Origin of the sequence: Miniphocaeibacter massiliensis (genome assembly GCF_900232905.1) — a bacterium.
Classification (GTDB): domain Bacteria; phylum Bacillota; class Clostridia; order Tissierellales; family Peptoniphilaceae; genus Miniphocaeibacter; species Miniphocaeibacter massiliensis.
The window spans coordinates 190,680-216,031 of sequence record NZ_OCTQ01000003.1; the positions used below are offsets into that span (position 1 = coordinate 190,680).

At 30.3% G+C, this 25,352-nt stretch carries 20 protein-coding genes, 1 tRNA gene and 1 riboswitch; of the genes, 11 read left to right on the top strand and 10 right to left on the bottom strand.

Going from position 1 to position 25,352, the window contains the following annotated elements; all coding sequences use genetic code 11:
- The first annotated feature begins 25 nt into the window (after positions 1 to 25).
- The 6 genes from CS899_RS07180 to CS899_RS07205 all read left to right on the top strand — a co-directional run bounded on the left by CS899_RS07180 (position 26) and on the right by CS899_RS07205 (position 5,330).
- Positions 26 to 811: a PGN_0703 family putative restriction endonuclease gene (locus CS899_RS07180; RefSeq protein WP_100065506.1), complete on the top strand. Its 786-nt coding sequence runs from the start codon at positions 26 to 28 to the stop codon at positions 809 to 811.
- A gap of 74 nt (positions 812 to 885) precedes the next feature.
- Positions 886 to 2,004 carry an ATP-NAD kinase family protein gene (locus CS899_RS07185; RefSeq protein WP_100065507.1) on the top strand — a complete coding sequence of 373 codons (1,119 nt, stop codon included), beginning with the start codon at positions 886 to 888 and terminating at the stop codon, positions 2,002 to 2,004.
- A gap of 118 nt (positions 2,005 to 2,122) precedes the next feature.
- A complete protein-coding gene (locus CS899_RS07190) occupies positions 2,123 to 3,037 on the top strand; it encodes an ABC transporter ATP-binding protein (protein WP_100065508.1) in 915 nt (304 codons plus the stop codon).
- On the top strand, positions 3,030 to 3,776 hold the full coding sequence (locus tag CS899_RS07195; protein WP_100065509.1) for a hypothetical protein: 747 nt from the start codon (positions 3,030 to 3,032) through the stop codon (positions 3,774 to 3,776). Before CS899_RS07190 ends, CS899_RS07195 begins: the two co-directional genes overlap by 8 nt.
- 9 nt (positions 3,777 to 3,785) lie before the next feature.
- Positions 3,786 to 4,181 carry a YxeA family protein gene (locus tag CS899_RS07200; protein WP_100065510.1) on the top strand — a complete coding sequence of 132 codons (396 nt, stop codon included), beginning with the start codon at positions 3,786 to 3,788 and terminating at the stop codon, positions 4,179 to 4,181.
- Between the two features lie 66 nt (positions 4,182 to 4,247).
- Complete coding sequence (locus CS899_RS07205) at positions 4,248 to 5,330, top strand: FAD:protein FMN transferase (RefSeq protein ID WP_100065511.1); 1,083 nt, start codon at positions 4,248 to 4,250, stop codon at positions 5,328 to 5,330.
- Between the two features lie 78 nt (positions 5,331 to 5,408).
- Here CS899_RS07205 and grdD read toward each other — a convergent pair whose 3' ends face one another.
- The 8 genes from grdD to CS899_RS07245 all read right to left on the bottom strand — a co-directional run bounded on the left by grdD (position 5,409) and on the right by CS899_RS07245 (position 13,035).
- Positions 5,409 to 6,548 carry a glycine/sarcosine/betaine reductase complex component C subunit alpha gene (grdD, locus tag CS899_RS07210; protein ID WP_100065512.1) on the bottom strand — a complete coding sequence of 380 codons (1,140 nt, stop codon included), beginning with the start codon at positions 6,546 to 6,548 and terminating at the stop codon, positions 5,409 to 5,411.
- Positions 6,549 to 6,558: 10 nt separating this feature from the next.
- Positions 6,559 to 8,091, bottom strand: a complete 1,533-nt coding sequence (gene grdC / locus CS899_RS07215) for a glycine/sarcosine/betaine reductase complex component C subunit beta (protein ID WP_100065513.1) — start codon at positions 8,089 to 8,091, stop codon at positions 6,559 to 6,561.
- A 57-nt stretch (positions 8,092 to 8,148) separates the two neighbouring features.
- The gene (grdB, locus tag CS899_RS07220) at positions 8,149 to 9,459 is read right to left on the bottom strand and encodes a glycine reductase complex selenoprotein B (RefSeq protein ID WP_100065514.1); all 1,311 of its coding nucleotides are present in this window, start codon (positions 9,457 to 9,459) and stop codon (positions 8,149 to 8,151) included.
- Positions 9,460 to 9,502: 43 nt separating this feature from the next.
- The gene (grdA, locus tag CS899_RS07225; RefSeq protein WP_100065515.1) at positions 9,503 to 9,961 is read right to left on the bottom strand and encodes a glycine/sarcosine/betaine reductase complex selenoprotein A; all 459 of its coding nucleotides are present in this window, start codon (positions 9,959 to 9,961) and stop codon (positions 9,503 to 9,505) included.
- 37 nt (positions 9,962 to 9,998) lie between these two features.
- Positions 9,999 to 11,285 (bottom strand): glycine/sarcosine/betaine reductase component B subunit, encoded by a 1,287-nt coding sequence (locus tag CS899_RS07230; RefSeq protein WP_100065516.1) that lies wholly within the window; start codon positions 11,283 to 11,285, stop codon positions 9,999 to 10,001.
- A 58-nt stretch (positions 11,286 to 11,343) separates the two neighbouring features.
- Positions 11,344 to 11,664, bottom strand: coding sequence for a thioredoxin TrxA (trxA, locus tag CS899_RS07235; RefSeq protein ID WP_100065517.1), 321 nt, complete (start codon positions 11,662 to 11,664; stop codon positions 11,344 to 11,346).
- A gap of 11 nt (positions 11,665 to 11,675) precedes the next feature.
- A complete protein-coding gene (trxB, locus tag CS899_RS07240) occupies positions 11,676 to 12,608 on the bottom strand; it encodes a thioredoxin-disulfide reductase (RefSeq protein ID WP_207204769.1) in 933 nt (310 codons plus the stop codon).
- Positions 12,609 to 12,675: 67 nt separating this feature from the next.
- On the bottom strand, positions 12,676 to 13,035 hold the full coding sequence (locus CS899_RS07245; RefSeq protein ID WP_100065519.1) for a GrdX family protein: 360 nt from the start codon (positions 13,033 to 13,035) through the stop codon (positions 12,676 to 12,678).
- A gap of 70 nt (positions 13,036 to 13,105) precedes the next feature.
- A riboswitch (glycine riboswitch) is annotated at positions 13,106 to 13,205 on the bottom strand.
- Positions 13,206 to 13,436: 231 nt separating this feature from the next.
- Between CS899_RS07245 and selA the strand changes: the two genes are divergently transcribed.
- From selA to CS899_RS07270, 5 genes are all read left to right on the top strand, one after another.
- Positions 13,437 to 14,834, top strand: coding sequence for an L-seryl-tRNA(Sec) selenium transferase (selA, locus tag CS899_RS07250; RefSeq protein ID WP_100065520.1), 1,398 nt, complete (start codon positions 13,437 to 13,439; stop codon positions 14,832 to 14,834).
- A gap of 12 nt (positions 14,835 to 14,846) precedes the next feature.
- Positions 14,847 to 16,724 carry a selenocysteine-specific translation elongation factor gene (selB, locus tag CS899_RS07255; RefSeq protein WP_100065521.1) on the top strand — a complete coding sequence of 626 codons (1,878 nt, stop codon included), beginning with the start codon at positions 14,847 to 14,849 and terminating at the stop codon, positions 16,722 to 16,724.
- A 63-nt stretch (positions 16,725 to 16,787) separates the two neighbouring features.
- Positions 16,788 to 16,884, top strand: a tRNA-Sec gene (locus tag CS899_RS07260).
- Between the two features lie 291 nt (positions 16,885 to 17,175).
- Entirely contained in the window at positions 17,176 to 18,579 is a 1,404-nt protein-coding gene (locus CS899_RS07265) for an alanine/glycine:cation symporter family protein (protein WP_100065522.1), read from the top strand.
- A gap of 166 nt (positions 18,580 to 18,745) precedes the next feature.
- A complete protein-coding gene (locus CS899_RS07270; RefSeq protein WP_100065523.1) occupies positions 18,746 to 20,197 on the top strand; it encodes an alanine/glycine:cation symporter family protein in 1,452 nt (483 codons plus the stop codon).
- 28 nt (positions 20,198 to 20,225) lie between these two features.
- Here the strand turns inward: CS899_RS07270 and fumC are convergent, their stop codons facing one another.
- Both fumC and CS899_RS07280 read right to left on the bottom strand, forming a co-directional pair.
- Positions 20,226 to 21,590 (bottom strand): class II fumarate hydratase, encoded by a 1,365-nt coding sequence (gene fumC, locus CS899_RS07275; protein ID WP_100065524.1) that lies wholly within the window; start codon positions 21,588 to 21,590, stop codon positions 20,226 to 20,228.
- Positions 21,591 to 21,752: 162 nt separating this feature from the next.
- Positions 21,753 to 25,187 (bottom strand): pyruvate carboxylase, encoded by a 3,435-nt coding sequence (locus tag CS899_RS07280; protein ID WP_100065525.1) that lies wholly within the window; start codon positions 25,185 to 25,187, stop codon positions 21,753 to 21,755.
- Positions 25,188 to 25,352: the final 165 nt, after the last annotated feature.

Here is a 25,352-nt window from a genome sequence, read left to right on the forward strand (position 1 = left end):
TGGAAAAGATGTTAGGAGAAATTTTATGAGATATAAAGAATTTGACAGACGGGTAAAAAATCATTTGTCAAAATACAAAAAAGATATTTTGAGAATTGAAGAAAGTGGATATCATAATGGAAAATTAGAAGATTATATACTTCCAGATAGCATAGAGAAGAACTTTATAGGAAATAGTTATTCAATTTATAAAGAGAAATATGATAAAAATAGAACTCATCTTTATTCAAATCATTTATGCTCTTCACAAGTTATGAATATAAACTTTTTTATTCCTTTAATAGAAGAAATAGATTTATTAAATAAAATTATAAAACACATTTTAAATTTAGATGATAAATTAGGAAAAATAAAAAAATATGAATTTGACTATAAGCCAGGATTAGATGAAAAAAAAGAGATAGACTTATATTTAGAATATGAAGATGGAAAAAAAGTATATATCCAAACAAAGTATGTAGAAAGTAATTTTGGAGAATTTTTAGACAATAATAAGTCTAAAGAATGGGAGGAAAAATATTCTGAATTATTAAGTGAGAGTTTATATTTAAAAGATATTAAGAAAGATGAATTTTACAAAAATTATGAGCTAAATAGAAATATTGGTTTAGTTAGAAGTGATAATGAATATTCGGTATTTATCTATCCTTATGAAAATGAAAGCTTAAGAAATATAGTTGAAGATATAGATATGAAAAATATAAAGGGAATAGATTGGAATAGTATAGTATATTATGTTCTAAAACTTGTTAATGATAGTGAGCTAGAAGATTACTACAGAGAATTTTCAAGAAAATACTTAAATTATTAAAAAGGATCTTTGAAGATCTTTTTTTTGATTTTATTGGGTAGAATAATAGTATTGATATAAAATAGGAGGGTTTTATGAAAGTAGGCTTAATTATAAATCCAGTTGCTGGAATTGGTGGTTCCGTTGGATTAAAGGGAAGTGATGGAGAAAAGGTTCAAAAACTTGCTTTAGAAAAGGGAGGAACTTATCAATCTAACAATAAAACCAAAATTGCGTTAAATGAAATAGTTAGTTTGAAGGAAAAGATAACATTTTATACTGGCTTTGGAGAAATGGGAGAAAATCTTCTTAAAGAGCTAGGATTTAATTATGAAGTATTAGGAGAAGAGAAAGATAAAACAAATTTCGAAGATACTGAAAAATTAGCAAAATCTATGAAAGATTTAAACATAGATTTGCTTGTATTCGCAGGAGGAGATGGTACAGCTAGAAATATATATAATGCAATAGAGATTTCTATTCCAGTAGTAGGAATCCCAGCAGGAGTTAAAATACATTCGGCAGTTTATGCAAATAATCCTAAAGATGCAGGTTTAGCAATAAAAGAGTATATTGAAAATCCAGATAGAGTAGATGTAGTAAATTCAGAAGTTATGGATATAGATGAAGAAAAATTCAGAAAAAATATAGTTGAGGCTAAATTATATGGATATTTAAAAGTACCTCGTATTCAACATTTAATGCAACAATCAAAATCTTCTTCAAATTCTGATTCAACAGATATAGATGGCATGGCAGATGAAGTAGAAGAAAGAATGGAGAAAGAAAATGAAGATGTTTGCTATGTTTTTGGAACGGGTGGAACGACTTTTTCTATTTTGGAAAAGCTGGGGTATGAAGGTAGCCTACTAGGCGTAGATATACTTTATAAGAACGAATTGGTTATAAATGATGGGACAGAAAAAGAAATTTATAATTTTATAAAAGATAAGAAAACTATTTTGATAGTAACAGTAATTGGTGGACAAGGTCATGTTTTTGGTAGAGGAAATCAACAATTAAGTCCTAGAGTTATTAAAGAAATAGGTAAAGATAATATATGGATAGTTTCTTCACAAGACAAAATATACACTTTGCCAGATGGATATTTAAGAGTAGATACTTCAGATGTTGAATTAGATGAAGAATTATCAGGTTATTACAAAATAATAATAGGCTATAAAAGAACGATAATGGCACAAGTTAAGGCATAAAGACTACTAAAAAGTAGTCTTTTTTATTTGTAAAAAATAATATAAAAAAAGAGTTGACAATTAAAAAAATAAATTGTACTATGTACTAAGACAACAGAACACTAAGAAGGAGATATAAATGGAAAAAGTATTGGAAATAAAAAACATAGATAAGAGTTATGGAAAACATTTAGTAATAAAAAATGTGAATTTAACTGTAAATAAAGGAGATATATACGGTTTAATAGGTAAGAATGGATCTGGAAAGACAACATTATTCAAAATAATAATGGGACTTTCTAAGCAAAGCAAAGGTAGTGTTAATATTTTAGGAAGTAAAGATAATGCTTCTTTAGAAAAAGCTAGAAAAAACATAGGGTTTTTTATTGGAAGTAACTTTTTTCCATATTTAACTGCTAGAGAAAATATCAATTATTACAGAAAGATAAAAGGAATAAAAGATAAAAGTGAAATAGATAGAGTTTTAAAAATTGTCGAATTAGACAAAGTAAATAAAAAATTTAAAGACTTTTCTATGGGTATGAAGCAAAGACTAGGAATAGCCAATGCTATTTTAGGAAATCCTAAAATAGTTATATTGGATGAACCCATAAATGGGTTAGACCCTCAAGGAATAGTAGATATTAGAAATACCTTACATTATCTGCAAGAAGAATATGGTACAACTTTAATGGTATCATCTCATATTCTTTCAGAGCTAGAATTAGTTGCAAATAAATTTGGATTTATTAATAAAGGAACTTTAGTTAGGGAGTTAAGCAGGGAAGAACTTAGAAATGAAGCAAAATCATTTGTAAGTTTAAGGGTAGATGATTCAAAATCTGCAATAAATATTCTTGAGAATATGTTAAATATTGATGGATTAAGGATAGAGTCTAATTTAATAAAATTACCTTCTGAGTATGCAAAGACAACAGATGTTATTAATGAAAAATTAGTAAAAAATAATATAAGAGTTTATGAAATTCTAGTAGAGGAATTAACTTTAGAAAATTATTATTTCAATTTGATAGGAGAAGGAAAAAATGTTTAATTATTTAAAAGCAGAAATTTATAGAATATTTAAGAAGAGAAGTTTTTATATATTAATGATACTTGCGGCTGTAAGTTATATAGCTATTAATTTTATTATGAATAATGATGGATATAATGCTGAAACATTGATGATGACAACTGGGGTGTTAGTACAGCTAGGAACAATAATATTAGGTATATTTATATTTACGACTGTTTATAACGATGATTTTAACAGCAAATCTATGCAAGCTATAATAGGGTACGGTATAAAGAGAAATAAATTAGTTATATTTAAAATTATAACTACAGCGATAATGTCAGTTATAGTGTTTACATTATTGAGTATAATATTTTTTGTGAATTTAAAGTTATTAAATATGTCATTAAGTAGCGATAACTTAAGAGCAATAGCCTCTCTTGTAACAAGCAATATAGTGAAGATATTGGTAATTTCTGCTATAGCTGGAATATTTTCTTTTTTCTATCAAAAGGCAGTTCCAGGAACTATAGTATTTGTACTAGCTATATCACAAGTTTTAGATATGTTTCTAAGTACAATATTAGGACTTAATTCTGTAATTTCTTTAATAGGAGATAGAAGAGAACTAGTATTAGGAAGTGTTTTATCAAATTTTGAAGAAATTATTTACACAGGAAATATAGAAATTATTCCGATAGCTGCTATAATAATATATTTTTTAGGAGCAATATTAATTACGATGTTTACATTTAAAAATAGAGAACTAGAATTTTAGGAGGAAAATATGAAGAAATTAATGGGGTTTTTAATAGGAATAATACTTATTGGCTTAATAGGGCTTGGAGTATATAAAGGGAAAGAATACTATAATGATAGATATGTTGGAGAAACATATTATATAGTAGTACCAGAAAATCAGTCACTAGAATTAGAAAAACAATACGCAGATAATGGTGAAGAATTAGGACTTGGCAAAGAATATAAATTAATAGGATATAATAAAAAAGGAGAGAGTAAAGAGTTAGAATTTACTGTAAGAACAGATAATCCTAAAGATTTATTTAAAAGAGGAACTTATTTAGCAGTTGAGAGTAGTAATCAAATTGTATTAGGTGAAAAATCTATAGATAAATCTGAAATACCAGATAATGTATTAAAATTAATAGAAGAAAATAAATAAAAAAGGATAGTTTTAACTATCCTTTTTTATTTAGATAAAAGAGGTATAATTTAAAGGAGGTGAAATATGAGAAAAATAATAAAGTTACCAATTTTATTTATAATAGCCATTATTAGTATTACTAGTTGTAACAATAAAGAATATACTAAATATGATAATACTTTTTATGATGCATTTGATACTATTATAGTATTTACAGCCTATACTAAAACAGATGAAGAATTTAACAAATACTATGATATAGTTAAAAATGAATTTGAAAGATTACATAAATTATATAATCAATATGATAGTTTTAAAGGTATTAATAATATAAAAACTATTAATGAGAATGCAGGAATAAAGGCAATAAAAGTAGATAAAGATATTATAAATTTACTAAAATTTTCTAAAGATATGTCAGAAAAATATTCTAACAAGACAAATATAGCTTTTGGTTCTGTTTTGGAAATTTGGCATGAATATAGAACAGAAGGTTTAAATAAGCCTGAAAATGCAAAGTTACCAAATATGGAAGATCTTAAAAAAGCTTCAGAATATATAGATTTATCTAAGGTAATAATAGATGAGAAAAACAGTACAGTATTTTTAAAAGATAAAAACATGGCTCTAGACATAGGAGCAACATCAAAGGGTTATGCCTCTCAATTAGTAATAGATAAAGTAAAAGAAGAAGGATGTATCTCTGCAATATTAAATGCAGGGGGAAATATTTTATCTGTCGGAAAACCTGAAGAAAAAGGAAAATATAAGTGGAGTATAGGTATACAAAATCCTAATAGCGAGATGGGTGATACAGGGACATCAAATACTGACATAGTATATGCAAATGATATTTCTGTTGTAACAAGTGGAGATTATCAAAGATATTATGAGGTAGAGGGAAAAAGGTATAATCATATAATAGACCCTAGTACATTAATGCCAGCTGATAAATTTAAATCAGTTACAGTACTTTCAAAAGATAGTGGAGTTGCAGACTTTTTTTCAACAACATTATTTATGTTATCGTTAGAAGAAGGAAAAGAATTACTAGAAAAAGTAGAAGATGTAGAAGCTATTTGGATAGATAAAAATAATAAAATTACGACAACAAATGGAATGAAACAATATTTAAAAAGCAAAGGTGCAAAAGCTATTAGTGATTAAAAAGAGAGAAACCTATATACATGGGGTATGTATATAGGTTTTTTATTTTAATGAATTTATGAAACGTTTTGAGTTTATTTATAAGAAATCTTCTTCCTTTAAGATTTCAGTTGCTTTTTCTACATTTGCTTCGCTAATCATAACTATAGGTCCTGTACATCCCATGCCACTTTCAGCGTAAATATTATTTTTCCAAAGAGCGATAACAGCATCTTCTAAATCTAAGATATCAACTCCAGGGATTGAGCCTGTTACAACTTCTTTAGGAGGTGCTTTAACATCTGTAGTATCTTCTACAGGACGCTTAGCATTGATTGCTTCTATTACTTTGTCAAAGCAGTAAGAATTTACTTCTTTGTATTCTTCTTCTCGTATTTTATTAATATTTCCAACTAATAAATCATAAGCATATTTTATAGCATTTGCAATAACTGGAGCTCCAGATGCTCTAGATATAATTAGTATGTTTCTATGGTATCCCTCTCCGATACCAGGACCATATCCATACCCTAGAGATTCATAACTTCCACCAGTAGTAAATGCTGAAAACATCTTCATTAAGATATTGCCAGTAAGTGAATCTGTAACACATACATCAGGAACTCCTTGTAGAACATCGTTACCTCTAAGTACTGCGCCACCATCACTTCTTGCTGATTCTGTATATTCGAAATTATATCCATTAGCTCTTAAATTATTTAAAGCTTTTTCGACTTGTTTAGCGCCATCTACGTTTAAAATACCAACAGTTGGATTTTCTATTCCTAAAGATTTAGCAACAGTAATACCAGCAATAGTATTTCGAACCATACTCTCTACTCTGTTTGTAGAGCTTGTACCAGTAGTGGTAGCAAGAAGCATTTCTTTTCCAACTCCAGGAGTTATAACTCTACCAACGGTAGAAACTCCAACAGGGAAATTATAATGCATAGTTATACAAGCATCTATATATTTAGAATCTAATAATTCTTCCATTTTACTATGAGCTTCTTCTTCATTTGAAACTTCAACTAGTTCAAATTCTGTTTCAATTTTTGGACCAATTAATACTATGTCATAGTTTAAAGATTTTGCTAAATTAGCGGCTTGAAGAGTGTTTTCTATTCCATGTTCACTACCTAATAATGTAAGACCTATTTTAGGTTTTTTCATAAAAGATCCACTTTCAATACCATTAGCTATTTCTAATAATACGTCTGCAATAATATTTTTTGACATATTATCACCTCTATTCTTTTAGCATATTTGCTGCTAGTTCTCTTAAAGATTCACCAATTATTTTCTTGATTTCTTCTTTAGATGCTCCTTGTTCAGCTTCTTCTTCACCAGGATTTCTTTCACATATAAAAGAAACACCATCAAAAAGATTAGTCATTCTACCTAAGAATAAACTTCCTTTACCTACAACCATAGCTCTAGTTTTATCTCCAGTAGAAAGATCATCAATCATGAATCCAACATAAGGAACTCCTGAAGGAATATGGCCTTGAGTAGGTGCCCAACCAGGTAACCCTTTTTCATCAATTAAAGTTTTTAATTCACTTCTTTCAATATCACCACGTTTTACAGCTAAAGCAGCTATCATTTTAAAGTTAGCTTCAGGTACATTTCCAGCACCAGCTGGCATTGTGATGTCTGGATTTTGCATTTCAACTGAATAAGTATCTACATCAGTAATTTTTAAATTAGCTCTATCTAATCCAGCAGTAATAAGAGAAGTCATTACAGCTTGAGGTGAAGAACCAGTACCAACACTGTGCTTACCTGTTAAATCAGTTCTAAAAATAGGACTTATTCCATCATTTTCAGAAACTAATACTGCAAATGCTCCTAGAACATCTTCTAGAACAGGATAACCTTTTTTGACATGGTCTTTAGCATTCATTCCAAGTTTAGCAGTAGCTCCACCAGCAACAACTAAAACATTTTTATAAACGCCAGCTTTAACTAAAGCAGCAGCTTCGATTAAAGAATGAGTAGGAGCAGCACAGAAACCTCTAGTATCAGAACCAGAAGCATTGGTTAAACCTGCAACTTCAGCAATAGCTTTAGCAAAGTTACCACCACCTCTTTGGTTAATATCTCCACAAGCTTCTTCTGAACACTCAATTACATAATCTATATCGTCTTTATTAATTGAAGAATTTCTCAATAAACTAATGGCAGCTAACACTCCAGAAGCTTTAACAACAAGATTTTCAAAAATTGTATGAGCATTTAAGTTAACATCGACGTCATGAGCAGCTTTTACTATACCAACAAGCTTTCCATCATGGTACAATCCCTCTGCTTTATGTTCATCTAATAGATGTTTGTCTGATTCTAAATCAGAAGGTTTTATTTTATCTAAATCTTCCTTAAATTCAGGATAGTTTTTTTCGATTTTAGGTTTTACTTCATTAATGAATTCTTCAGTTAGTTCAACTAATTCAAAAGAATCACAAATTTTCATTATAGCAATAAACTCGTCTTGAGGAGTTATTTCACCAAATTTACCAGTTCTTTCACCTTTGTATTCTTTATTATACCAAGGCATTTCATAATTATTTAATTCTTCTGGTCTTAAGTTTCCAATGTAAACTTGGTTAGGTAAATAGTTTACAACTTCTTCATAAGATCTAATATGGTTCCCAACTTCTTTTAAAAATTCAGAATCTGGATTTACGATTCTTTCTGTTGAACAAGTTGAACCGTTTTGTACAATCATGTCTGGAGTATGAACTAATACATAACCAGCGTTTTTAACAACAGGGAAAGACATAAATTACCTCCATTTTATTATGGATTCTGCTAATAGCAGAATCCATAATTTAAATTTTTAGTTATCAAATACAGTTTGATCTTGGATTTTAGTTTCTAAAGCACTTAAAGCTTTTTCAACTAATTTTCTTCTTAAAGCTTTTTCCTCAACAGGATCCAAAGCTGGATTTCCTAATGGATGAGGGATAGCTATTGTAGGTACGATTCTATTTGCTCCTACAGTTAATGAGATAGGAACTACAGTACACATATGAACTACTGTAATACCAGTTTTTTCAATTTCTTTAACCATTGTTGCACCGCAACGTGTACAAGTGCCTCACGTTGAAGTTAAGATAACTGCATCCACACCAGCAGCAACTAATTTTTCGCCTATTTCATGAGCGAATTTCTTAGCACTTGCTACAGCAGTACCATTACCAACAGTACTATAGAAGTAATCGTATAATTTACCGATTTTACCTTCTTTTTCTAAATCTCTTAAAACGTCAACAGGGATTACTCTGTCAGCATCTTCATTGGCATAAACCGGGTCATGACCACCATGAGCAGTTTCAAAAGTTTCTTCTGTTAAGTCATCAATTCCAGCTATTGAATATTCGCCATATTTTGAAGCTGAAGAAGATTCTATTCTGTCAGGGTTTACTTTAGGAACTATACCACCAGAAGTAACAATTGCAATAGTAGCTGTAGATAAATCATCTATAGCAAAAGCTGGAGGAACTCTGTCAAATGTTGGCATAGGATATTCTGTTTCAAAGTCTTCACCTTTGATTTTTTTAACAAGCATATCAACTGCTCTTTCAGAACCACGCTTTTCATTAAAGTAGTTTACTCTAATTCCTCTTTGAATATAATTTTCTTCTTTAGGTCCAAGAATTTCTTCGCCGTTCGCTAATTTAATACCTAAAGATGCCATTTTAGGAAGAGCTTTTCTCATTCCTGCGGCAGAGTTAGCAGTTTCTATTATATACAAATCTTTCTTAAACATATCTGCACCAGGATTTTCAGTGTACATTCCTGTTACAACAGGTATATTTAATTCTTCTTGAACTAATTTTGCGATAGTTCCAGCAGCAACACCATAACGTCCTGCGTTAAATGCTGGACCTGATATAAATAAATCAGGGTTAAAACCTTTAATCATTTCAAGAACTTCTTTACTTGCTGAATCTAAATTTTCGTTAAAATAACTATCTCCACAAACAATAGTAGCTACTACTTCAAAGTCTTCTCCTAGTTTAGCTTCTAATTGTTTACTTATTGGAGGTAACTCTTCAGCAATAAAAGGCTTAGTATCGGCTTTTTCTTCTCCTCCAATTCCAGCAAAGAATTGGTTTATATAATGCACGACTTTTTTATTCGCCATATATATCCTCCTATTTATAATATTTAATATAGATGTTAAAAGATTATCCTCTTATGTCAGCCATTTCTTCAGCTATTTCATCAACATCTAATACCATTTCCATCATGCCTATTTGTTCGTCATAAACAGCTGGATCAAATAATTCTTTCATTTCATTTTCAACAACATGATAAGCACCTAAGCCTAATTCAACACCAGCTAAAGGACCAGCGAATGTAGGATCTCCAGTAGTAACTGTTTCGGCTGCAAGACCTGCAGCTTCTGCTTCTGCCGCACCTAGTAAAACCACAAGATTTTCTGCTCCATATTTATCAGCAGCATCTTTAACTCTTTTTTGGTTTTCTAAGTCCATAGCACCAGCACTAGTTCAGACAAAACATTCAGTTGATGAGAAAACTACCTCTGTATTAGGAACTGTTTTTACACATTCTTCTATTGCAGGAGCAGGTATTCCATCACGGTCGCCTATTATGATTATTTTTTTATTTTCTAATAAACTCATGATATCCTCCTAAAATTTTAATTTTTAATTTGTATTATTAATAAGTTTTTGCAGTTAAATAATTAAATCCAGTTTCGTTAGTCGCACCAGTTATAGCTTGAATTTCTACTTCTATAGTTCCATCTGCTCTTAAAGAACCTTTAGCTCCACCAGCTATAGTATCAACTACTTCAATATGACCAATTATTCTATCTAATTTTGGTAATTCAACTACTTGGTTTGCATTACCACCAGTAACAACTGCATTAGCTTTCGGATCAGCATCTGCTAATGATTGAGATGCACCATCTCTACCAGCGTACTCATCAGTTACAATTACTGTTTTAACACCTTTTTCTTCGATTTTTTTACAGTTCATTATTAAGTCTGTATCTGGATTACCAAAACCTTCTTGAGATACAATAACAGCATCTGCACCAATGTATTCAACTAACTTTGAAGTCCAGTTTGAAGATCTTTCTTTGTCCATTAAATATACGTTTTCGTTAGTTATTATTACACCTAAGAAGTTGTAATCTACACCATGTCTTGCATATAAATCTTCAATAACACCATTATTCAAATGAACATAAGTTGGGTTTTTATCACATGCAGATACACAGTTACCACTAACAATAGCTCCATCCATTATTTCAGTAGGGTAAAGTATAGTAGGAACTATTTGCTTAGCATCTACACCATATACATAAGTATCATGTAGTAAACCTTGAGTTTGCAACATATATACATAAGCTACCTTAGGTAAACTAGGATATTCAGTAATTTGTTGTAGTAATGGTTTAGTTTCGTAAGTGCTAGTTTCATCAGGAGTTAAATCTTTTGCAAGTTCTCCAATATAAGTAGCTGCTTTAAAACCAATCATTCTAACAGCTTTTTCATGATCATGTTGTTTTAATCCATCAATAGGTTCACAGATAACAACTAAGTTGTTTAGTTTTGAGAAAGGAGTATATTTAGCACCTTCACCAACCATGTCTATGATTCCTTCTTGGAAACCTACGATTTTACCAGTAGTAACAACTGCCATTCCTTTTAATGCATAAGTTGTACCTTCACCAACAGTATCTACTTTATTTAAGATACCAGGGAATATTTGTCCATTTCCATCAACCTTTACTCTAGGTTCTATTACATCTTTTACAGGAGTAATTCTAACGCTTTCACCTGGTCTAGCAATATCAAAATCTATAGATTTAATATGCTCGTCTCCACCGACAGCCTCTAGTAATTCTTCCTTACTAATATAAAGAACGCCATTTTCGATTTTTGATGAATCAGCAAATTGTATGTCTTTAATAAAAATTTTGCCTAATTCTAATCGCATTCTACACCTCCAGCTTAATTAATTGTTTATATATAAAATACTTTTGTATTTTACTTTCTTAATTATAATGTTGTACTATCATTGCTTCTATATTTTCAATAGTAGCATCGTCTTTAGTTATTTCAGCAACAATTTCTCCATCTTTGTACATAAGCATAGTTGGTAAGCCTAAAACTTTTTGCTTAATAGCTAATCTTCTAGCTTTTGTAGTATCTAAAGAACAAAATTTAATTTTGTCACCATATTTTTCAGCTAGTTTGTGAACATCTGGCATTAAAGCTTTACACGGCTCACAACCTTCACTCCAAAAGTCTACAAAAACATAACCTTGTGCGTTTAACACTTCATCATCAAAAGTTTTTTTATCTAGTTCTAACATATTAATTCCTCCTATTCAAAATGTTCGTCTATATATTTTTCAGCAGTTACTGCAGCAATTGCACCATCTGCAGCAGCTGTTACAACCTGACGTAAAGTTTTTACTCTAACATCTCCTGCGGCATAAACTCCTTCGATATTAGTTCTCATTTCGGTATCAGTAACAATATACCCATTTTCTAAGTTTATCTTTCCTTCAAATAATGAAGTTTGAGGGATTAGACCAACAAATATGAAAACTCCCATTGTTCCATCATCTTCGTCAGCAACATATTCTGAAGTTTCACCAGTAACAGTATCTTTTAAAAGTACTGATTCTAGGATTCCATCACCTTTAATTTCAATTATTTCTTTATTTAACCAAAATTCTATTTTGTCATTAGCTTGAGCTTTTTCTACAATTGACTTAGCTGCTTTAAAAGTATCTTTTCTATGAACTAAATATACTTTTCTAGCAAATTTAGTTAAATACATAGCTTCTTCTAAGGCACTATCTCCACCACCAACAACTATTACCTCAAAATCTTCAAAGAAATCAGCGTCACAAGTAGCACAGTATGAAACACCTTTACCAGTAAATTCTTTTTCACCAGTACAACCTAATTTTCTTGGAGAAGCACCTGTTGCTAAAATAACCGCTTTAGCTTTGTAAGTTTCATCATCACAAATTACTTCTTTGATTTTTGAATCTAAATTGATATCTTTAACATTTGCTTTTTTTATTTCTGCACCGAAATGTTCAACTTGGTCTGCAAATCTTTTTGTTAGAGAAGGACCAGTAGCATTTTCCACAGAACCAGGATAGTTTTCTACTTCACTAGTAACAACTATTTGACCACCTTTTTTTTCTTTTTCTAAAACTAAAGTTTTCATTTTAGCTCTAGCACCATATAATCCTGCTGCAAGACCAGCTGGACCAGCACCGATAATTACTAAATCATAAATATTGTCCATTAATACCTCCATAATAAATAAGTTAAAATATTATCATATTTACTTAAAAAAATATTTATTAAATACGCTCAAGAGCGTTATCAATCAAATCTTTATCAATTACTTTAAAATCTTCTAAAATATCTTCTGTCCACTTAAAGTTTTTGTTCATTTCATAGAATTTTTCTGCTGTTAATATAGATTCTTCAATTAACCTTATTGAATCAAAGGGGATGCCTTCTGATTTTTTTAATACTAAAGTACGATATACAGTTTCATAAGGCTTAACACTACCATATAAAGGATGCGTTAAAAGTTCGTAGTTTTTATGTATATAGTCTCTACCTTCTTTTAGAATACCTAGATAGTCTGTGTCAATGTAATTTACTTCGTAATTAGTATATGATATAAATTTGGGATTGTTTGTGATTATCATCATATAGAACACCTCCTTAAACAAAAACGACAGAAGAATCTGCCTGATTCCTCTGTCGTTATCTCCAGATAATAGTCCAGTATTAGTACTTGTACCTGAGAATTTCATTTACAACTTGGCAAGAAGTAAACTTGTCCCTTCGGTTTCATTAATGAATCTCCCAATACCTTCAACCCATATTAAGTTGAATTAAGTATATCATTTGATTGACAAATAGTCAACAAAAAAATCTACAAAAGAAAGGAAAACGCGTCAAAAAATAAACTTTAAAAATTTTATAAATATTGAAAAATCAGTAAAAAAGATACAAAATAATTTACAAGAAAACGATACCTATAAAAAAGAAATTAATATATACTCTCTATTAGTATATAATATATGTATATAGCTTTTAGGAGGAAATTATGGAAAAAAGAGACTTACTTAGAAATTTACCAGCAGTAGAAGAAGTATTGAAACAGGTAAATATCAAAGATGACAGTTATACAAAAAGTATGAAAACAGAAGCTGTGAGAGAATCATTGGATTATTTTAGAAATATGATATTAGATTCTTCAGATGGAAATCTAGAAAAAATAAAAATAGACAATGATGAAATAACAATAAAAGTAAGAGAGATATTGGAGAAAAAGTATTCATTGTCATTAGAGAAAGTTATAAATGGAACAGGAACTATATTACATACAAATTTAGGACGTTCTCTTTTGAGTGAGAGTATAAAAGATGAAGTATGGAAAATAGCATCGGGATATTCTAACTTAGAATATGATTTAGAAAAGGGTAAAAGAGGTTCTAGATATATACATGTAACTAAAATGATAAAATTACTTTTTAACGTTGAAGATGTTTTAGTGGTAAATAATAATGCAGCTGCCGTTCTTTTAGTATTAAGTACTTTTGCGAAGAACAAAGAAGCTATAGTTTCAAGAGGAGAGCTTGTAGAAGTTGGAGGGGCATTTAGAATACCAAGTGTAATGTCAATGAGTGGGGCAAAGCTAGTAGAGGTTGGTTCTACGAATAAAACTAGAATTGAAGATTACGAGGAAGCAATAACGGAAGAAACTAAATTATTGATGAAAGTGCATACTAGTAATTATAAATTAATAGGATTTACAGAAAATGTTCCTAATAATGAGCTTAATGTATTAGGGAAAAAATATAATATACCTGTAGTAGAAGATTTGGGAAGTGGAGTTTATTTTGACTTAGAAAAATTTGGACTAAAACATGAGCCTACTATTGCTGAGTCTATAAAATCTGGAATAGATATAATAACATTTAGTGGAGATAAACTTTTGGGTGGACCTCAAGCGGGAATAATAGTTGGTAAAAAAGAGTATATCGATGAAATGAAAAAAAATCAGCTACTAAGAGCCTTAAGAGTTGATAAAATAACTTTAGCAGCCTTGGAAGCGACGTTAAAATTATATTTTGACGAAGAAAAAGCTAAAGACAATATACCTACAATTAGAATGTTATCATATTCAATAGAAGAACTTGAAACTAGGATTAAGATATTATTAAATAAAATATCAAATAAGAACTTAGATATAGAAATATCTATTGAAAATGAGTTTTCAACAATTGGTGGAGGTTCTATGCCAGGAGAAGTAATCCCATCAAAAGTTTTGGTTATTTCTACAAATAAACTTTCGGTATCTAAATTAGAAGAAAAATTAAGACTTTCTAAAAGTCATATTATTGGAAGAATAAAAGAAGATAGATATATGTTAGATATTAGAACAATTCAAGATGATGAATTTGATATTATAGCAAATGAATTAGAGAGCTTATTTAAGTAGTTTGGAGGATAAATGAAGAATATAATAGTTGGAACGGCGGGACATATTGATCATGGAAAAACAACGCTGGTAAAAGCATTAACAGGAAGGGAAACAGACACTTTATCTGAAGAAAAGCAAAGAGGAATATCAATTAATTTAGGATTTACTTACTTGGATTTGCCAAATGGAAATAGAATAGGAATAGTTGATGTTCCAGGCCATGAAAAGTTTGTGAAAAATATGATGGCAGGAGCAACAGGAATAGACCTAGTATTATTTATAATTGCTGCAGACGAAGGAGTAATGCCCCAGTCTAAAGAGCATTTGGATATACTAACATACTTAAATATAAAAAAGGGAATAATAGTTTTAACAAAATGTGATTTAGTAGAAGATGATTATTTAGAACTTGTAGAAGACGAGTTAAAGGATTTTACAAAAGGTACATTTCTCGAAGGATCAGAAATTGTAAAAGTAGATTCTATTTCCAAAAGAGGAATAGATGAATTAATAAACTTACTGGAAAAAGAAAGTGAAATAATAGAAGAAAAAGAAAGTGATGTTCCAGAAAGAATGCATATAGACAGGGCTTTTCCAGTAAAGGGGATAGGAACCGTTATAACTGGGACTTTAATGGAAGGGAAAGTTACTAGAGGTGATGAACTTTTTATTTATCCGGTAGAAGAGAAAGTTAAAGTTAGAAGTGTTCAAGTTCACGGTGAAGATGTTGAAACAGCTTATGCTGGACAAAGAACAGCAATTAATATATCTACTTTGAAAAAAAATACAATATCAAGGGGAGATATAATAGCTAAGGAAGGTTCGGTTGTAACAACCAGTATAATAGATGCAAAAGTAATGGTTTCTAAAAATAGAGATTTTTCAATAAAGCACTGGACTAGGATTAGGTTAGCTTTGGGAACACGAGAAATATTGTGTAGAGCAGTACCTTTGGAGAGTGAAGAGATACTTCCAGGAGATGAAGGTTTTGTACAATTTAGGCTTGAAGAGCCTTTAGTTTGTAGAAATAGAGATAGATTTGTGTTACGGTCATATTCGCCTGTTGAAACGATAGGAGGGGGAATAATAATAGATCCTCTTTCTAAAAAAAGACATGTAGATGATGAATTAATAGAAAAACTAAGAATAAAAGAGTCTGGTGACTTAGATAAAATAATATTACAGTTTACAGAAACAGAAGATAATCTTGTGGAATTAAAAGATATAATTTCCTATACAGGAGAAAGTGAAGTAGAAGTAAATAAAGAAATAACTAAATTAATTTCAGAAAGCTTAATATTAAATATAGATAAAAAATATTTGAATGAAAAAATATTGGGTAAAATAAAAGCGAATATAAAAGAAGTTTTAGAGAAACATCACAAGGATAATCCTTTATCTTTAGGGTTTACTAAGGATGAATTAAAGACAAAAATAAATTATGATGTAAGTTTAAAAGAAATGGAAATAATTTTAGATATTTTAATTAGTAGAGATATTTTAAGAAAAAATAACGATAGCTACAGTCTAAAAGAATTTAATATTGGACTTAGCAAAAAACAAGAGAAAATGAGAAAGGATATTATAGGAGAACTGAAAAATAATTCTTTTGACAAAATAGAAACTATTAAATCTTTTGCAGGAAAAGACAAAGAAAAAGAACAAATATTAAAATATATGATAAATAAAGATATTGTAATATTTGGAGATAATAATATTCTTTTAAAAGAAGACTATGATAAAGCTGTAAAACTAGTAAAAGATTATATAGAAAAAAATGGCAATATAACTATTTCTGAGTATAGGGATTTATTAAATTCTAGTAGGAAGAATACTCTATTACTAATGGATCATTTTGATAGCATAAAATTAACTAAAAGGGTAGATGATAGCAGAATACTAGTTTAGCGATATGTATTTATAAATATAATTGAAAATATAAATAATTAATGGTACTATAAAAAAGTACTTGGGGATGAATGAGTGCTGGTGTGCTCTCTGGTCTTCAACACCAGTATGAGGGGTTAGGAGCCTCTTGGGTGGGTTCGATTCCCACGCATTCCCGCCATAAACATAGGTGAAGTTAAGCAGTATAAAATTTTTTCAGGTATTTTCTAATATAAATATAATTAATGGTAGATTGGAGAAAGGAGGACAAGGTTTTCCTAAAAAACGAATAAAAGATGTAAAATTCAACGTTTAAATAGGAAAAAAATGAATCATAGTATATTTATATGGAAATGTGGGTTAAATTAGTATTGCATGACTAGCTATAAAATCAAAAATACAAATTCAACTAGATGAATTTTCAGATAGAAAACGTTATTTTAGTTGTAATTATGTATGAAGGGAGACTATTATGGATTATTTAGCAAAAATGATAGAATCAATTAATAAAGTATTAGTTGATAATGTATTAATGTATGTTTTACCATTAGTAGGAATATTTTTTACATTATATTTAGGGTTTCCACAAATAAGAAGATTTCCAGCAGCAATTAAACAAACATTTGGTGGTTTATTTGACAAGGAAGAAAATGCTAGAAAAAAAGCAGCAGGTGAAATTTCATCTTTTCAAGCTTTAGCTGTAGCTATAGCGGCACAAGTAGGAACGGGTAATGTTGCTGGTGTTGCAACTGCAATTATGGCAGGAGGACCAGGAGCTATATTTTGGATGTGGCTTTCAGCGTTTTTTGGAATGTCAACAATATTCGTAGAGGCTATTTTAGCTCAAAAGTATAGAACAAAAGATAAAGAAGGAAACTTAGTAGGAGGACCAGCGTATTATATAAGCCAAGGTTTTAAACACAAGGGTATAGGAAAATTTTTAGCTGGGTTCTTTGCAGTAGCAATAATTTTAGCATTAGGATTTATAGGTAATATGGTTCAGTCAAATTCTATATCAACTTCCATACATACTGCTTTTAATATTCCACTTTGGATAGTAGGAGTAGCTATAGCCATATTGGCAGGTTTGGTATTTATAGGAGGTATAAAGAGAATAGCATCATTTGCTGAAATGGTAGTTCCAGTAATGGCAATTATATATATTGCTTTAGCTGTGGCTATAATGGTGATATTTAGAAATGAAGTTGGAAGTGTATTTAAATTAATATTTACAGAAGCCTTTAGTTTTAAAGCAGTAGGCGGAGGGGCAGCAGGTATTATAATAAAAGAAGCTATGAGATATGGTGTTGCGAGAGGACTATTTTCAAATGAAGCTGGTATGGGTTCAACTCCTCAAGCTCATGCAACAGCTCATGTTAAGCATCCAGCAGAGCAAGGGTTAACAGCTATGGTTGGAGTAGTTGTAGATACTGGGTTAGTTTGTACAGCTACAGCATTAATTATATTAGTAACAGGAGCAGCTAACATTTCAGGATTAGATGGTGCATTAGTAACGCAAAAAGCTTTTGAATTAGCATTTGGAAAGACAGGTCAAATTTTATTAACAATATGTTTAACATTCTTTGCATTTACTACAGTAGTAGGATGGTATTATTTTGGAGAAACAAATGTAAAATATTTATTTGGTGAAAAAGGCTTATGGCCTTATAGAATATTGGTATTAGCATTTATAGTAATAGGCTCTGCGTTAAAAGTTACATTAGTATGGAATATGGCAGATATGTTCAATACTATAATGGTACTTCCTAACTTAATAGGTATAATGGTATTATTTAAGCAAGCGAAAGCAATTACAAAAGACTATGATAGATGTAGAAAACTTGGGAAAATTGAATACAATTATGAATATGAATAAAATTATAAAAAGGAGCAGGATTTAATACCTGTTCTTTTTTTGTGAAATTTTTTAATTAAATAGCTTAAATGATAATAATCACATACTACTTGTAAAAAAAAATGGTAACCTAAAAAAGATTTATCATAGATAAATAATAAACAATAAATTTTACAAGGAGATTATTATGAATATTATTGAAAATATTGTAAGTGTTATTAATAGTATAACTAGAGATAAGATACTACTTGCTATACTACCATTGACAGGAATATTTTTTACGTTATATCTGGGATTTCCACAAATTAGAAGATTACCATCAGCATTTAAACAAACATTTGGGGGATTATTTGACAAGGAAGAAAATAAGAGAAGAAAAGCAGCGGGAGAAGTTACATCATTTCAAGCGCTATCAGTAGCTGTAGCCGCACAAGTAGGAACAGGAAATATTGTAGGAGTTGCTACTGCCATAGTATTAGGTGGTCCAGGAGCGGTATTTTGGATGTGGATGGCAGCCTTTTTAGGCATGGGTACAATATTTGCAGAAGCTATTTTAGCACAAAAATATAGAGAAAGGGACTCTGAGGGAGAATTAATAGGAGGACCAGCTTATTACATAAAGAATGGTATAAAAAATAAAACATTAGGCAAAATACTAGCTACTACTTTTTCTGTATTAATTATAATAGCGTTGGGGTTAATAGGAAACATGGTACAAGCTAATTCTATTGCAGCAACAGTTGGATCATCAATAGCAGTAGATCCTATATGGGTTGGAATTATAGTAATGGTATTAGCAGGAATGGTATTTTTAGGAGGAATAGGTAGAATAGCATCTTTTGCAGAAAAAATTGTGCCAGTAATGGCGATTTTTTATATAAGTTTAGCAATTTATGCGATGTTTGCTTATAGTAGTGAGGTAGTTCCAGTATTAAAAACTATTTTCAGAGAGGCTTTTAGTACAGGTGCTTTAATAGGTGGTGGAGCAGGTATAGCAATACAAAAGGCTATGACATTTGGAGTTTCTAGAGGATTGTTTTCAAATGAAGCTGGAATGGGTTCAACTCCACATGCACATGCAACAGCAAAGGTGAACCATCCTTTAGAGCAAGGGTTAACAGCTATTATAGGGGTATTTATTAGTACATTTTTAATTTGTACAGCTACAGCAGTTGTGATACTGGTAACTGAAGCAAACTTTTTAGACAAGCCAGTTGCATTAATTACTCAGGAAGCATTCTATACAGTATTTGGAAATTTTGGAAAACATGCACTAACAATTTGTATTTCTTGTTTTTCGTTTACGACTATAGTCGGATGGTATTATTTCGGAGAGTCTAATATTAAATTTTTATTTGGAGAAAAATTATTAACACCATATAGATTAGTTGTTTTATCTTTTGTTTTTATTGGAGCAATAGCAAAGGTTGACTTAGTATGGGAACTTGCAGATATGTTTAACTCACTAATGGTTATTCCAAACTTAATAGCAATTGTAATGCTAGCAAAGCAAGTTAAAGGAATTACAAGAGATTATGATAGGTGTAAAAAACTTGGGAAAATCACTTATGATTATGAATATGACAAAGTAGTGATGAAGCCTGAAATAGATCTTGAAGTTGCAACAGATAAAATATAAAAAAACTGCCAAATGGCAGTTTTTTTAGTTAAATCATATTTTCAGGATTAACCCAATTATCGAATTCTTCTTCTGTTAAATACTCAAGCTCTAGTGCAGACTCTTTTAGTGTTAATCCTTTTAAATGAGCATTTCTAGCTATTTTTGAAGCTTTATCATAGCCTATATGTGTATTTAAAGCTGTTACTAACATAAGAGAATTGTTTAAGTTATCCTTTATTTTTTCTTTGTTAGCTTTAATTCCAATTAGGCAATTTTCTCTAAAAGATTTTATACCATCAGCTAAAAGTCTGACAGATTGTAAAAAGTTATATATAATTACAGGCATATAAACATTTAATTCAAAATTACCTTGAGAAGCTCCAAATGAGATAGTAACATCATTTCCAAAAACTTGAGCAACAATCATAGTTAAGGCTTCTGCTTGTGTAGGATTTACCTTTCCAGGCATAATAGAACTTCCAGGTTCATTTTCAGGTATGGATATTTCTCCAAGACCACTTCTAGGACCAGAAGCTAACCATCTAACATCATTAGCAATTTTTAACAAATCGGCAGCTAATGCTTTTAATGCTCCATGACAGAACACTAACTCGTCTTTACTAGTTAAAGAGTGAAATTTATTTTCGGCTGTAGTAAATTCTATACCAGTTAAATTTGAAATTTCTTCAGCAACTATAACATCAAAACCTTCAGAACAATTTATTCCAGTTCCAACAGCAGTTCCTCCTAAAGCAAGTTCATGCATACCAAAAGAGCTATCTTTTATATTGTTTATAGATTTTTCAATCATAGAAGACCAACCGCTAATTTCTTGACCAAGAGTAAGAGGTGTTGCATCCTGTAAATGAGTTCTTCCTATTTTTATAATATCTCTATTTTCAATTGAAAGATTGTATAGAACGTCCAATGTTTTTTCGAGTTCTGGAATTAGATAATTTTCAACAGCAACTGTGGCAGAGATATGCATAGCGGTAGGGAAAGTATCGTTTGAACTTTGAGATTTGTTAACATCATCATTTGGATGAAGTAATTTTTCATTAATGATTTCATTACCACGATTGGAAATAACTTCGTTCATATTCATATTGCTTTGAGTTCCACTACCAGTTTGCCAAACAACTAAGGGAAAGTTGCCATCAAGCTTACCTTCTAAAATTTCATTGGTAACTTTATCAATAATATCTTTTTTTTCATCTGTTAAAATGCCAAGTTTATTATTTGTAATAGCACAAGCTTTTTTTAAAATAGCAAAAGCATCTGTTATTTCCAAAGGCATTTTTTCAACACCTATTTTGAAATTTTGGTAACTTCTTTGTGTTTGAGCTCCCCAGTATTTTTCAGAAGGGACTTTTAACTCACCCATACTGTCTTTTTCAATTCTATAATCCACTATCAATCACATCCTTAAAATAATTAAAGTATTAAATAGTTAACTTTAATTATAATATAACATAAGTTAAGAAAGTAATGATTTTAAATATAAAAAGATAGATAAATTTTTATTATATATATTGAAAACAAAAAGCGGTATGAATTATCATACCGCTTTTAATTATTCTAATCTTAAAAGTAATTGACCAGCTTCTACCATCTCACTATCTTTAACAACTATGGATTCAACAGTACCATCAACAGGAGAAACTATATTAGTTTCCATTTTCATAGCTTCTACTACCATTAAAGGGTCACCAGCTTTAATTTTATCCCCAACATTAACTAAAACTTTTAGTATAGTTCCAGGAATACTAGAACCAATTTCGAGTTCGTTGTCAGGATCAGCAAGTTGTAAGTAAGTATTATCTGCAGTTTTCTTACTATCTTTGTCAAATATTTTTATTTCTCTTCTATTACCGTTTATTTCGAAAGCTAAAGTTACATAACCTTCATCATCTGTTTCGCTCATTTCAACAAGTTTGATTATTAATGTCTTACCTTCTTCTATTTCAACTTCTCTAGTTTGTCCTAGGTTGATTCCATGGAAGAACACATGGCTACTAACATGAGATAAATCTCCACTTAGCTTTAAATTATCTAAATAATCTTCGAAAACTTTAGGATACAATGCATATGCTAATAAATCTTCTTCAGTTGCAGTGATACCATATTTTTCATCTAAATATTTTTTGTTGGCATCAAAATCTTCATCAGGTAAAAGTTCACCAGCTCTTACAGTAATAGGTTCTTCACCTTTTAATACAATTTTTTGTATATCTTCAGGGAAACCTCCTAAAGGTTGACCCATCATACCCTTAAAATAAGTTACTACAGAATCTGGATAATCTAAGAATTTACCTTTTTCCACAATATTTTCAGGAGTTAAATCATTTTGAACCATAAAGATTGCAAAATCTCCTACCATTTTAGAAGAAGGAGTAACCTTTACAATATCTCCAACCATATCATTTACAGATTTGTACATATCCTTAACTTCTTTAAATCTATGTCCTAAACCAAAGCTATCAACCTGAGGTTTGAAGTTTGAATATTGTCCTCCAGGAATTTCATACTTGTATATTTCAGTAGAACCAGATTTTAAATCAGATTCAAAATTAGCATATACAGGTCTTACAGCTTCCCAATACTTAGAAATCAATTCTGCATTGTCTAAGTTTACACCAGTACTTCTACGAGTATTTTCTAAAGCAGCTACAACAGAATTTAGAGCTGGCTGGCTAGTTAAACCTCCCATAGAATTAAATGCTGTATCTACTATATCAGCTCCAGCTTCAGCGGCCATTAATACAGTAGCAACTCCGTTTCCAGTAGTATCATGAGTATGAAGATGGATAGGTACAGAAACTTCATTTTTAAGAGCTTTAATTAACTTGGCACTTGCATATGGCTTTAATAAACCAGACATATCTTTTATAGCGATTATATGACTACCAATTTTTTCTAATTCTTTAGCCATATCAACGTAATATTGTAAAGTGTATTTATCTCTAGTTTCGTCTAATATATCTCCAGTGTAGCACATAGTACCTTCTAAGATTTTATCATTTTCTAAAACTTGATCCATAGCATAACGCATACCTTCAATCCAGTTTAGAGAATCAAAAACCCTGAATATATCTATACCATTTTCAGCAGATTTCTTTACGAATCTTTTAACTACGTTATCTGGATAGTTTTTATATCCTACAGTGTTATTTCCTCGTAGCAACATTTGGAATAATATATTAGGTATTCTCTTACGTAATTCTTTAAGTCTAATCCAAGGATCTTCTTGCAAAAATCTATATGCAACGTCAAATGTTGCACCTCCCCACATTTCAAGAGAGAATAAGTCACTCATATAGTTGCTAACAGCAGGAGCTACCCTTAACATATCTGTAGTTCTAACCCTTGTAGCGAGTAGTGACTGGTGTGCATCTCTAAATGTAGTATCTGTTAACAAAGTTTTTTGCTGACCTTTAACCCAGTTGATTAAGCCATTCACACCCTTTAAATCAAAAATTTGTTTAGTGCCAGACTCAAAACTTGAATTATTTAAGTCATCAAAGTTTATGGGTATATCAAATTCAGTATTTATTCTGCTTTTGTTATTTACAACATTTTCACCGATAAAATTTAATACTTTTAATTCTCTATCGTTTCTTGGTTTAACATCAAATAATTGAGGATTATTTTCTATAAAACCAGTATTACAAGTACCTTGTTGGAATTGTTCAGAGTTTAGAACATTAACCAAGAAAGGAATATTAGTTTTAACACCACTTATTTTTAATTCTTTTAAAGCTCTTTTCGATTTGTTTATTGTATCTTTAAAAGTTCTTGATTTAGAAGTTATTTTTACAAGTAAACTATCATAGAAAGGAGTAACAACTGAACCGACATAAGCATTACCAACATCAAGTCTAACTCCAAAACCAGAACCAGAACGATAAACATCTATTTTTCCTGTATCTGGAGCAAAGTCGTTAGCAGGGTCTTCAGTCGTAACTCTACATTGAATAGAATAGCCATTAACTTTTATATCATCTTGAGAACGGATACCAATTTCATCGCTATCTAAGCTATGACCTTCAGCAATTAAAATTTGAGATTGAACAATATCTATTCCAGTAACTAATTCAGTTACAGTATGCTCAACTTGTACTCTAGGATTAACTTCTATAAAGTAATGATTTAAGTCAGCATCTACCAAAAACTCTACAGTACCAGCATTATAATAATCTACACTTTTTGCTATTTTTAAAGCATCTTCACATATTTTTTCTCTTAAGTCTGTAGGTAATGAAAATGCAGGAGTATATTCGATTATTTTTTGGTGACGTCTTTGAATAGAACAATCTCTTTCAAATAAGTGAACAATATTTCCGTGTTTATCTCCAAGTATTTGAACTTCTATATGTTTAGGCTTTTTTAAATACTTTTCTATAAACATATCATCTATACCAAAAGCTTTTTTAGCCTCGGATTGAGCATTTCTAAAAGCGGGAATTAAATCTTCTTCTTTTTCAACTATCCTCATCCCTCTACCACCACCGCCAGCAGCAGCCTTAATCATAACAGGATATCCAGCTTCTTTTGCAAAGTCTAGAGCATCTTGTTTAGTTCTAATAGGCTTATCAACACCTGGGATAGTAGGAACTTCAGCTTTTTTTGCTACTATTTTAGATTTTATTTTATCCCCTAAACTATCCAATACGTTATAGCTAGGACCTATAAAAGTGATTCCATTTTCTTCACATCTTCTTGCAAATTCTTTATTTTCTGATAAAAATCCATATCCTGGATGTATAGCATCTACCCCTTTGTTTTTAGCTAGGGAAATGATTTCATTCATATCCAAATAAGCTTCTAAAGGAGTTTTACCAAATCCTACCTCGTAAGACTCATCTGCTTTAGTTCTAAAAAGAGCAGTATTGTCTTCTTCAGAATAAATGGCTACAGATCTAATTCCTAGTTCTGAACAAGCTCTAAATATTCTTACAGCTATCTCGCCTCTATTTGCGACTAATATTTTTTTAAACTTTTTTGCCATTCGTATCTCCCCATTCATAAATATAATTAATTCCAACTATTATATCACAGTAAAGTAAATAAGTACAACAACAATATAGCTACAGAATATACAAATAATATTGTATCTTTATTGTAACCTATAAAAATAGTTTGATTGTTATAATTCATTATATCAGGATAACAT